Source organism: Hydrocoleum sp. CS-953, from assembly GCF_002260545.1.
Lineage (GTDB): Bacteria > Cyanobacteriota > Cyanobacteriia > Cyanobacteriales > Microcoleaceae > Trichodesmium.
Genome location: NZ_LGSU01001390.1, coordinates 1 through 11897, shown reverse-complemented (window position 1 = coordinate 11897; position 11897 = coordinate 1). Strand labels below are relative to the sequence as shown.

Annotated in this window: 6 protein-coding genes and 1 pseudogene; 2 read left to right on the top strand and 5 right to left on the bottom strand. The window is 33.6% G+C overall.

Going from position 1 to position 11897, the window contains the following annotated elements:
* Window positions 1-732: 732 nt before the first annotated feature.
* From AFK68_RS39985 to AFK68_RS27460, 5 genes are all read right to left on the bottom strand, one after another.
* A complete protein-coding gene (locus AFK68_RS39985; RefSeq protein ID WP_256386666.1) occupies window positions 733-990 on the bottom strand; it encodes a GTP cyclohydrolase I in 258 nt (85 codons plus the stop codon).
* Window positions 991-993: 3 nt separating this feature from the next.
* A partial coding sequence (folE, locus tag AFK68_RS27475; protein WP_143438352.1) for a GTP cyclohydrolase I FolE occupies window positions 994-1701 on the bottom strand: 708 nt, incomplete at its 3' end.
* 2100 nt (window positions 1702-3801) lie between these two features.
* The gene (accA, locus tag AFK68_RS27470; protein WP_094676794.1) at window positions 3802-4776 is read right to left on the bottom strand and encodes an acetyl-CoA carboxylase carboxyl transferase subunit alpha; all 975 of its coding nucleotides are present in this window, start codon (window positions 4774-4776) and stop codon (window positions 3802-3804) included.
* Window positions 4777-4844: 68 nt separating this feature from the next.
* Entirely contained in the window at window positions 4845-5558 is a 714-nt protein-coding gene (locus tag AFK68_RS27465) for a peptidoglycan-binding protein (protein WP_094676792.1), read from the bottom strand.
* Between the two features lie 891 nt (window positions 5559-6449).
* Window positions 6450-7715 carry a pitrilysin family protein gene (locus tag AFK68_RS27460; protein ID WP_094676790.1) on the bottom strand — a complete coding sequence of 422 codons (1266 nt, stop codon included), beginning with the start codon at window positions 7713-7715 and terminating at the stop codon, window positions 6450-6452.
* 763 nt (window positions 7716-8478) lie between these two features.
* Between AFK68_RS27460 and AFK68_RS46685 the strand changes: the two are divergent.
* Window positions 8479-9378 (top strand): annotated as a pseudogene (locus AFK68_RS46685) (hypothetical protein); the annotation flags it as partial.
* Window positions 9379-9513: 135 nt separating this feature from the next.
* Complete coding sequence (locus AFK68_RS27455) at window positions 9514-11739, top strand: type ISP restriction/modification enzyme (protein WP_210407654.1); 2226 nt, start codon at window positions 9514-9516, stop codon at window positions 11737-11739.
* Window positions 11740-11897: the final 158 nt, after the last annotated feature.

Sequence of the window (11897 nt, the reverse complement as noted above, 5' to 3'; positions counted from 1 at the left end):
TGCAATGGGAGCTACTAAAGCAACTCTTTCAAAAGTAAAATCATCAGCTATGACACCGCGCCAGCCATCTGTTCCAAATTTGATTGGTTTAGTCATATCAGAAATCTCTCTATCTGTATATTTTTGTTGTCTAAGTTATTTACTTTGAATCTTAGTCTTCCACCGTACTTTTCTATAATTATTTATAGAAAAGTAGGGGGCGGAAATAAGAATATTTACTAAGTAAAGAATTCAATAGAAAAGCAGGGGAAGGAAATAAGAATATTTACTAAGTAAAGAATTCAGGAGTCAGAATTTATTTGGATAATTCTTTCCTAATGGATAATTGATAATTCAGGTTTAAAGCCTTCTATTTCAAGAGAAAAAAAGTGCTCTTGAATTTCCTTATATTCTATTCTGTTACGGTTTTAACCAGAGTTAATTATCCATTATCCATTATCAACTGGTAGATGTAGCTTGCTTCTATAACACTACGCATTATGGTTATGACACTTATAAATATTCAAATAAGCGTCAGAGATTATTTTTGACTTTTACATTTTGGAGTTTTGACTTGCGCGTAGCCCCATAGCGAAGGATTATAAATGGGTTTAAGGACTCCACCAAATAATTAAATTTGGTGGTTTTCAATTAATGGGTGGATGCATCGCCACTAATTGATTTTAGCTCCTTTCTTCTGTCTCCTGACTCCTTCATCAATTCCTTATTCCCACTAAATTCAGTTACTACCTATTAAAAGAATGCAGGTTGATGGCGAATTAAGCTCAAATATTCCTCTCTTGTTTTCTGATCTTCTTCAAAAACACCAAGCATTGCACTGGTAACAGTCCAAGAACCAGGTTTTTGAACTCCCCGCATTACCATACACATATGAGTAGCTTCAATTACAACTGCTACACCCTTTGGTTCTAATATTGTTTGAATTGCTTCAGCAATTTGACGATTTAATCTTTCCTGGACTTGCAATCTACGAGAATACATTTCGACAATCCNAATTAAGCTCAAATATTCCTCTCTTGTTTTCTGATCTTCTTCAAAAACACCAAGCATTGCACTGGTAACAGTCCAAGAACCAGGTTTTTGAACTCCCCGCATTACCATACACATATGAGTAGCTTCAATTACAACTGCTACACCCTTTGGTTCTAATATTGTTTGAATTGCTTCAGCAATTTGACGATTTAATCTTTCCTGGACTTGCAATCTACGAGAATACATTTCGACAATCCTAGCTAGCTTACTTAGTCCTACTACTTTTTGATTAGGAATATAAGCTACATGAGCTTTTCCCATGAAGGGTAGCATATGATGTTCACAAAGACTAAAAAGATTGATATCTCTAACTAGAACCATTTCGTTATGACCTTCGTCAAAGATAGCACCATTCACAATTTCTTCCAGGGATTGACTGTAGCCACTAGTCAAAAATTGCATTGCTTCTGCAACCCGCTTGGGAGTTTTGAGCAATCCTTCTCGCTCAGGATCTTCTCCTACTGAGAGTAGCATTGTCCGGACAGCCTCCATCATTGCCTCATTGCTTTCTTCAGCAGGAGGTTGTTGCCTAATTGATTGACCATTGGATGAAGAGCTACGGTCAGGTCTATAGGAAATTTTACCCGTTACATCTGCATCAGAAGTTTTAACACCATTGATGTTAAGTGTTTTGCTAGAATTGGAACCGTTGGAAAAAGTTTGAGTCATAATAGATTCGGATCAGATTTCAAAAAAGCACGTTATATCTTGACCTAACTTTTGCTAGGCCATTTAGCTTAGGTCATAATTCTTTGTTCATTGGTGCTAATAAGTTTTAGTTATTAATGAGCAATGAACTATAACTATGAGAGTTTGTCAATTTCTCTACTGATAAGTTTGACACCGACCAAGAATCCATTTTCACAAATCATTAGTTATCAGAAAATAGGTAAATTACTGTCTGAATTGGTATCAGGAAAGCATTGAGAATTTACATCTCAACTATATTTAGGATTTTATCATGGTTAAATAGTTAAGATTGATCCCAATAAGTTTCTCGATCCTAGAGAGTGGTATTGACAAAACTAGAAAAAACTTGCGGTAAGACTAATTAAGTAGTTCTTTAGTTTTCTTGTCATTATTTCATAAAGAGCTATGAAACCAAATTGACTGGACACTTTAGACATCCCTCTTGTGAAAATACTTGGTCATTAACAAAACCATAGATACTACTGTAATAATTATGCCAGAAAGTCTGTTGTGAATAGCTAATTAAGATTCCTTTAATTAATTTCAAAACATTTCTTGAGTTGAGTTGACATTCTCACTACACTTCTGGTAATTTCTCAAATTATCCTAATGATTTTGACCTTTAGCAAATCATTCCCTGCTTTTTTGAGAATTACCCTTCAATAATTTTTCATATCTATCTGTCCACAAGCTCCAAATTTTGAGGGAACTCCACCTCAAAAAATCTATAGAGTCCTATTTTAACGGAGGCGTTAGAGTATCTGTCTACTTAAAAACTATCATATAACTGTTTTGTTTCGCGGAAGTCAAAATTCATGCATTAAGATTTTAAGATTTAATAGACAGAAAACTTTGAGGTTACAATAATTTCAACAGATTATTTAACATTATAACTTTGAAACTATGTAGATATATCCAGAAAATAAACTTCCCCTTTATTTAACATGATCTAGAGTTGTACAAGTCAATCTCCTCAATCATTTTTCTTGGCTTTTTCCTAAAAACCTCTTGCCTATTGCTTCTAATACCAAAAAGTCTATATCTNATGTAGATATATCCAGAAAATAAACTTCCCCTTTATTTAACATGATCTAGAGTTGTACAAGTCAATCTCCTCAATCATTTTTCTTGGCTTTTTCCTAAAAACCTCTTGCCTATTGCTTCTAATACCAAAAAGTCTATATCTTTAATTCGGAGATTTCTATTTGTGAAATCCTTAAAGTGAAATGGTATAGACTTATGAACTTCTCAAGTGTAATACCATTTTCAGAAAATATTGCTACAGTGACAGAACAAGTAAAAAGAGATAAGTCACGCCGGAGCCAGGAAATATAAATAGACAAAAAATGGAGTAAAAAGCTTTAATTTTGACAATGAATGCAAGCCATAAACTATTAAACTGTAGGAATAAATCACAAAGAATGAATGTAACAGCCTTTTTTGAATTTTGTATAACGCTGTTGTTTGTCTCTCTCTAAATTGAGAACATAGCTGAGAAAAAATAGGATAAAATCTATCTGCTTCAAACCTGGAAATAGACTCCTAGATTCCTCAGTTATACAAAATATCTAGCTGTAACCCTATCTTTAATNGAAAGATAAATAGACAAAAAATGGAGTAAAAAGCTTTAATTTTGACAATGAATGCAAGCCATAAACTATTAAACTGTAGGAATAAATCACAAAGAATGAATGTAACAGCCTTTTTTGAATTTTGTATAACGCTGTTGTTTGTCTCTCTCTAAATTGAGAACATAGCTGAGAAAAAATAGGATAAAATCTATCTGCTTCAAACCTGGAAATAGACTCCTAGATTCCTCAGTTATACAAAATATCTAGCTGTAACCCTATCTTTAATATTTCACTTTTTCAGACCTTTTCGTTTGAGTAAAATTTTTGATTATATCATAATAGCCATGGAAATTTTATACTTTGAAATAATAATTTCCGACGGTTATTCAGGATTTTCACCAATAAACTACAATATTACACTCTATAGGATATTTTCCCCTGCTTAAAACCTGCCTCTAGTTATTCAACCAGCCTTTGAAACTTCTGGGAATTTTCAGAGTTTTCATTTTTATGTCTCTACAAATACTCCTATAGAACGGAATTTCTGATAACGCTGTTTTCGGAGTTCTTGACTACTTAACTGGCTTAATTCATCTAGATTTTTTACTATAGCCTTTTTGAGATTTTCTGCTGCCTGCAAAGGGTTAGAATGAGCGCCACCATTTGGTTCTGGAACTACATCATCAATAATTCCTATCTTTTTTAAATCCCAGGAAGTTATCTTCAAGGCATCTGCTGCTTGAGAAGCTTTGCTGGCATCTTTCCAGAGAATGGCTGCACAAGCTTCTGGACTAGCAACTGTATATATAGAATGTTCTAGCATCAGTAACCGATCGCCTACTCCCACACCTAACGCTCCACCTGAACCACCTTCTCCAATTACTGTACAAATTATTGGTACATCTAGATGGAACATTTCTCGAAGATTGTAGGCGATCGCCTCTCCTTGTCCTAATTTTTCGGCTTCTATACCTGGCCATGCCCCTGGAGTATCGATAAATGTTATAATTGGCATTCCAAAGCGATTGCCATGTTCCATAAATCTGATTGATTTTCGATATCCTCCTGCTGAGGCCATACCAAAATTACGAGCTACATTATCTTTTGTATCTCGTCCTTTTTGATGACCAATAATTACAACAGGTCTACCATTGATTCTGGCCAAACCTCCCACTATTGCTGGGTCATCACTACCACCACGGTCACCATGCAATTCTATCCACTCATCACCGATAGCTTGAATATAATCCAGAGTGCTTGGTCGCCTAGGATGGCGGGCTAACTGTAGTTTTTGTACAGGGGAAAGACCACTAAAAATTTCTTGACGTAGTTTAGTTGCTTTTGCTTCTAGTTGATGAATTTGTTCTGAAACATCTACACTACTACAATCTTTAGCTAGTTCACGAATCTGATTTATACGGTTTTCTAATTCTGCCAGAGGCTTTTCAAAATCTAGTAGAATTTTACGTTCTGATTTAGGCACACGGAGTTTCTTATTTCTAAGTTACATAATTACATCTGTAAGTTTACCATATTTGACCAATTTTTTGATTAACGTAGTAAAGTCATCCATAGAGAAGTATCTACAATCCCATTTTGCTCTTGTTGATATTTTCTTTGAGCATTTTTAACAGCAGCTTGAGTTTTAGGGCCAAATATTCCATCAACTTTTTCCTTTAAAAAACCTTTGGCCTTTAGACGTTGTTGTAATCCTCTAACTGCATTACCTCTCATACCAATTTTGAGAATTGGCAAATCAATATTAGAGGTTTCTGTATCTGATTCAATTTTTGGGGGAGAGTCGTTAATTATGGTAGGTAAAGTTTGATTTTGCGAACAATTACAATTTGAGTTTGTATTTTCTTGTATTGTAGTTCCATTGGTATAATTATAAGTTTTGGCTGTTGGTAATAAACGGTTCCAGGTATTTTGGTCAACAATACCGTTGGGGATTAATCCCACAGATTCTTGAAATTTAACAACTGCAGTAGTAGTAGTTTCAGAATAAACTCCATCTACTTCCCCAAAGTAATATCCTAGTAACTTCAAAACTCCTTGTAATTCTAATACTTCTTCTCCCTGACTACCTGCTTTAAGTGTTGGTCGATTAATAGTAGTAGGTATAGAATTAGTTTCTACAGGTATTTGTCCCCATATAGTGCTGGAACTACTTATAATTACCAATAAAGTCAAACAACTTAAGCTAAATATCCAGCTTGAACTTTTGCCAAGTTTTATTCCTATCCCAATTAAGTTTCTTAACATTACACTTAGGCATTAATAAAGTTTCAGTTTTTTTATATAAGTTATAAGTTTCAGTTAAAGTTTTGATAAAATATTACTTTTTAATTTTACCGAAAAATTTAGGTATAAAGTTTCTCCATTCATGGATAAAAAGTGGTCGTTTAGCTAACGCAAAACTTTGTTTTTCATGTTCCATTTCGTACCATCCGCAGGAAAGGAAAACGCTGCGAAACAGCATATATAATCGACCAAGAGAAGAAAAAAAATCCTTTTAACTAATTCTTATACCATTTCTTTGTAAGAATGCACTTAATAATTGTTGCTGAGACTTTAGTACCGAAATAATTAATAATTAAACAATTAAACAATTAGATCATTCACGCCTTGAAGCCTCCCCTTTCAAGGGAAAAAAGCGGTCGTTTGCGGAGCAGTCCGTCAGGATGAGATGGCGAGGTTTCCCGAAGAGTGCAGAGCCGCTTCGCTTTATATGTCGGCGACAGCCGAAACGCCATATCTAATCGACCAAGAGAAATAAATCTTTTCCTTATTCGTCAATCCTCTACCTTTTAGGGAGAGGTAATTATCAATTATCAATTATCAATTATCAATTAATGAAACTAGCTATTCTCATCTTTTATTAAGTGCAACTTCATAGAGAAATGGTATTACTATTACAGAACAATTAATAATTAATTAGGGCTTGCTGATTAAAGATAAAAGCACTGACAGATATTGGTTTCAGCCTTTTTTGGTCGAAAAAAGTGCAAGGTTTTCTGTCTAAAAAGCTCAAAAAGCTAGTATTTTGGGATGATTATGGCAGAAAAATCTTGGGACAATTTTTACCACTACCTCCTCTATAATTTCCATTTCTCCTGTCTCCTACCCATGCCAAAAGACTTTATTCAGCAAACCCTAATTATTAATTGTTGAATCACTACCTTTTTCTGGTCCGACAATTGAAATATAAGGTTCTATAAAATACTTATTGGCAACTTCTTGTGCTTCAGCACTTGTTACCATTGCCAAATTTTCCTGAAACTTACTGTCAAAGTATATGCCCAAATTTAAGATTTCATACCATCCTAAAATTTGAGCGATTTGTGAGTTTGTTTGTTTACCCAAAGCATACTGACCTAATAATTTGTTTTTGGATACTTCTAACTCTTCTTCACTAAGTAAGTTAGTAACTAAGCGTTCCACTTCTACTCTTAATCCGCTCTGAGCGATCTCTGTATTTTCTGCTGCTGTACCTATATAAACTGTAAAGTTAGAGGTATAGAGACGGGTAGGATAAAATGCTGAAACATCATAAGCTAAACCTCTTTTTTCTCTTAGTTCTACAAATAAACGACTGGATAAACCATTTCCCAAATAAGTATTAAGTAATTTCAAAGGAGCATAATCAGAACTATTAACATTTGCTGCTAAATACCCAAGCATAATAATAGATTGTTGAGTTTCTTGGTATTTTTTTGCTGTCAAAGGTTGAGGAGTTATTGTTGGTAAATTTAAAGTTGGTAGAGGTGTTCTTGGTGGTTGCCAATCTCCATAGATTTGTTCTACTAAAGCAATGGCTTTTTCGTTGTTAATTTTGCCTACTATAGATATCACTATATTGTCTGGACGGAAGTAACTTTGATGAAATTTTTGAATGTCGTGGCGGGTGATTTGAGAAACTGTATTTTCTGTGCCTAAAGTTGATAAAGCATAAGGATGGTTTTGATACATCATCTCTCGTAATTGAGAGAATGCTACGGTAAAAGGTTGCTCTAGTTGAGAACGAATATTTTGAATAGTAATCCGTTTTTCTAATTCAATTTCTGTTTCTGGGAAGGAAGGATATCTGATTATTTCTCCTGATAATTGAAAGATATCATCAAAGTCTTCTGATACTGTTTTCATACTCAGCAAAAAATAATCTGCTGTTGTATCACTTCCTAATCTTGCTCCTACTGATTCAATTTTATGAGCAATATCTAAAGAGGATAATTTTTCTGTTCCTTTTGTTAAAACTGCTGCTAATAAATGGGAAATTCCTGATTGTTTTTTTGCTTCATAACGACTACCTATTCGTAAGAATATTTTAGCTGACACAATATCAGCAACTGTATTTTCTGTTGTAATTACAACTATGCCATTATTTAAAACTGTTCGATTTATATTGGTTTGATTAATCATTTTGAAAATAGGGAGTAGGAAGTAATTGATAATTGATAATGGATAATTGATAATGAATGATTTAATATAGCATAATTTTTGCAAATTGGTAAATTCTGTAAGACCTGAACTTTAAGAACGGGGTTAGATCAATATAGACTTTAATGTTAAAGGAACTAACTTTTGNAATTACAACTATGCCATTATTTAAAACTGTTCGATTTATATTGGTTTGATTAATCATTTTGAAAATAGGGAGTAGGAAGTAATTGATAATTGATAATGGATAATTGATAATGAATGATTTAATATAGCATAATTTTTGCAAATTGGTAAATTCTGTAAGACCTGAACTTTAAGAACGGGGTTAGATCAATATAGACTTTAATGTTAAAGGAACTAACTTTTGTAGTAAGGTTTAATTTTGACGTAAGTATTTCCTGCGGAATGCTGCGCAAACAGCAGCCAGCTAGCCTACTGATTCGGAAATGCGAACTTCAGCTATTTCAGCTATTAGCTTTATTACCTTTAGAGTAAGCTTGTCGTTCTTGTGCTTCAATTCTCTAATTAAAAATTTAGTAGAAATTAAACGAATAGTTACTTCATTCGTTTTTATTAGCGTTTGCGTAGCATTCTCCAGGAAAAGCTGACTACTAATAGTTGAATGCTTATATTCTGACTTAATTAATAAAGCTTTTATTACTACTCAAAAACAATACTAATAGCTGATGCCTGAATACTTAGCTTATTTCTTATTCCTTCTTCCTTATTCTTTCTTAAAACTATGTCTCAACTATTAATTAATCAATACTATACGGAAGTCGAACGGATTATTCAATTTGGCGGTTCTCGGAATGAAATTTCGATTCGATTTGCTTTTCAAAAGTTATTAGATGAATATTGTAAAAATAGGGATTTTAAGTTAATTCCAGAACTAGATTATAAAACTAAGACTGGAAAAAGAGTGGTTCCTGATGGAACGGTTAGAGATGCTTTGCGTCTTGATTGGGGGTTTTGGGAAAGTAAGGATGAGTATGATATTTTGGATGAGGAAATTGAGAGGAAGTTAGAGAAAGGTTATCCTGATGATAATATTTTGTTTGAGGATTCTCAGACGGCAGTTTTAATTCAAGCAGGGGTAGAAACTTCTAGAGTTTCGATGAAAGATGCTGAAGCTTTGGATGGAATTATTAATGCTTTTATTAATTATATTCGCCCGGAAGTTAAGGATTTTCGAGAGGCTATTTCTACTTTTCAATCAGACTTACCTACTATTCTGAAAAGTTTACGAGATTTAATTGCTGAACAGTCGAACAAGAATCAGAAGTTTTGTCAAGCTAGGGATAAGTTTTTGACTATTTGTCGAGAGTCGATTAATCCTGAAGTTAGTCTGTTTGATGTGCAGGAAATGATTATTCAACACATCTTGACTGAGGATATTTTTCTGAATATTTTTAATGAGTCTCAGTTTCACCGAGAGAATAATATTGCTAGAGAATTAGAGGGTATTCTGAATACTTTTTTTACTGGCACGATTCGCCGAAATACTTTAAGTTCGATTGAGCGTTATTATGGGGTGATTAAAAGAAAGGCAGCGAGTATTTATAATCATCACGAAAAACAGGAATTTTTGAAGGTGGTTTATGAGAATTTTTATAAGTCTTATAATCCTTTGGGTGCGGATNTTCTGAATATTTTTAATGAGTCTCAGTTTCACCGAGAGAATAATATTGCTAGAGAATTAGAGGGTATTCTGAATACTTTTTTTACTGGCACGATTCGCCGAAATACTTTAAGTTCGATTGAGCGTTATTATGGGGTGATTAAAAGAAAGGCAGCGAGTATTTATAATCATCACGAAAAACAGGAATTTTTGAAGGTGGTTTATGAGAATTTTTATAAGTCTTATAATCCTTTGGGTGCGGATAGATTGGGAATTGTTTATACTCCTTCGGAAATTGTTAGGTTTATGATTGAAAGTGTGGATTATTTGGTGCATAAACATTTTGGGAAGTTGTTATGCGATAAAGGGGTAAAAATTCTCGATCCGGCAACAGGAACTGGTACTTTTGTGACGGAGTTGATTGAATATTTGCCTAAGAATGAGTTGGAGTATAAGTATAAGAATGAGATTTTTTGTAATGAGGTAGCAATTTTGCCTTATTACATTGCGAATCTGAATATTGAATATACTTATCAGCAGAAAATGGGGAGTTATGAGGAGTTTAATAATATTTGTTTTGTTGATACTTTAGACCATAGTTCGTTTGAGGGTAAGCAGTTAGATTTATTTGCGATGACGGTGGAGAATACTGAGAGAATTAAACGACAAAATGATTGTAAAATTTCGGTGATTATTGGTAATCCTCCTTATAATGCGAGGCAAGAAAATTTTAATCAAAATAATGCTAATCGGATTTACAAAGAAATTGATAAGAGAATTAAGGAAACTTATATTAACCAGGGTAAAGCACAGAATCAAATTGTTGTTTATGATATGTATACTCGATTTATTCGTTGGGCGTCAGACCGTTTGACTAAAAATGGAGTTGTGGCTTTTATTACTAATTCTTCTTTTATTGAAGCGATAACTTATGATGGATTTAGGAAAGTTTTAGCAGATGAATTTAATGAAATTTGGATTATTGATACTAAAGGAAATGCTCGAACCAGTGGAGAAAGACGCCGAAAAGAAGGTGGTAATATTTTTAGCGATAAAATTAGAGTGGGAGTAGCAGTTTATTTCCTTGTCAGAAATGAAAAAGCAGAAGGTTTTAAAGTTTTCTATAATTCTATAGATGATTATGTTAAAGCTGACGAAAAGAAAGATTATTTTAGTTTTAATAAACTAAAATATTTAGACTTTAAACACGCTATACCTGATAAACACCATAATTGGTTAAATTTGACTGACAATGACTTTGATGAACTTTTGCCTTTAATTGATAAAGAGGTCAAAAGTGGAAAATCTCAAGAAGCTGTTTTTAAGTTATTTTCCTCTGGAATAAAGACTCAAAGAGATGAATGGGTTTATGATTTTTCTGAATATCCGCTTGTAGAAAAAGTGAAATATTTGATTGAGGTTTATCAGCAGACTTTCAAAGATGAAAATTATTCAGGGAGGATGACTATTAAGTGGGATGCTGAGTTAACAAGATATCTAGAAAGAAAAATTTCTAAAAGCTTTGATGAGGAGAAAATATTCAGAAGTTTATATCGACCTTATGTCAAGCTATTTTTCTATTTTGATAAGCATTTTAATGGTAGAACTTATCAGTGGTTTAGTATTTACAATAAACAAGACAAGCAAAATAAATTTATTACTTTTAAAAGCTTTGGTAGTAACCGTCCGTTTAACTGTTTAGCTACTGATAGTATTGCTGAACTGCACGTTACTGGTGCTAACCAATGTCTCCCACTTTATTACTACGATGAAAACGGAAAACGCCAAGATAATATTACCGACTGGAGTCTCCAAAAATTCCAATCTCATTACAACAACAAAAAAATCAAAAAACTCGACATTTTCCACTACATCTATGCCGTCTTACACCACCCCACTTACCGACAAAAATACGAACAAAATCTCAAACGAGAATTTCCCCGCCTCCCCTTCTATGAAAATTTTCAACAGTGGGTAAAATGGGGAAAAAAATTAATGGAATTACACATCAACTATGAAACTATTAAACCATTTCGATTAACTCGCATCGACTTACCAACTCCCGAAAACTCTCCCACTCCTAAACTAAAACTTAAAGCAGATAAAACCAAAGACAAAATATTTATAGATACCATCACAACATTAGAAAAAATTCCCAAAATTGTCTGGGAATATCGCCTCGGAAACCGGAGTGCTTTGGAGTGGGTATTAGATCAATATAAGGAGAAAAAACCTAGAGATAAAACCATCGCTGAAAAATTCAATACCTATCGTTTTGCTGACTATAAAGAAACAGTCATTGACCTACTACAAAAAGTTTGTGCCGTTAGTGTCGAAACTATGAAAATTATTCAGGCGATGGAAACTACCGACAAATCATAATTTCGTATGGGGAGAGGAAATAATAGTTGCATTTTCTGAAGCTCATGCGAACCGGAGGGGGATGAGCAATTTTCTGACTATTAGGGAATAGAGACAAATAATAGTTGCATTTTCTGAAGCTCATGCCAACCGGAGGGGGGTGAGCAGTTTTCTGACTA